Genomic DNA, 687 nt, shown 5'->3' with positions numbered 1-687 from the left:
CGGCTTCGGCTTCGGCTTCGGCTCAAGGCTGCGGTGGCGCCACCGACAGCCAGTCACGGCCGGGCGCGGCGAAGGCGTCGGCCCCGAACAGGGTCCGGCCGGTGCGGGGGGCCGCGACGGTCAGCACGCCCTCCTGCCGTCCGGCGGTGAAGCGGGGAGCGCCGACGGTGAGGACGGCCGCCTTCTTGCCGGTCGTGCGGCGGAACTCGGCGAGGCGCAGGGCCAGCAGGGCGGTCTCCTTGCGGTCCAGGGTGTCCGGTGCGTACGGGAGCACGACGGCCAGCGCGGCCGTCCCCGGCTCCCGGGCGGCGGCTTCCAGGGCCTGGCCCAGGGCCCGCATCCGGGCCAGACCGGCGCCCCGGTCGAGGGTGCGGCGGCCGGTGTCGAGCGGGACGAAGCGCACCCCGCGGTGCAGGAAGGGCGCCCGCTCGGTACCGGTCAGGACCAGCTCGGCGCCGCCGCCCGCCGGGGCCCCGCCGACGGCGAACCGCCAGGGCCGGGCCGCGGCCTGTGCGGCGGTGCCCACCACCGGGTCGGGCCGGGCGGTACCGGGGGCGGCGGGGCCGGTGGGCGGGGTGGTCGCGGTCAGGGTGTCCAGCAGCAGCCGGCCGGGGCGGGCGCCCCGGGCCGCCGAGAGGCGGGTGACGCGCAGGGGCTGTTCGGCGGTGGCCGGGACGGGCAGGCGCA

Annotated in this window: 1 pseudogene; it reads right to left on the bottom strand. The window is 80.3% G+C overall.

The features are described from left to right. Window positions 1-22: 22 nt before the first annotated feature. Window positions 23-687 (bottom strand): annotated as a pseudogene (locus tag VR44_RS40370) (hypothetical protein); the annotation flags it as partial.

It is taken from the genome of Streptomyces katrae (genome assembly GCF_000966975.1).
Classification (GTDB): Bacteria; Actinomycetota; Actinomycetes; order Streptomycetales; family Streptomycetaceae; genus Streptomyces; species Streptomyces katrae.
This window is presented reverse-complemented; position numbering and strand designations above follow the sequence as displayed.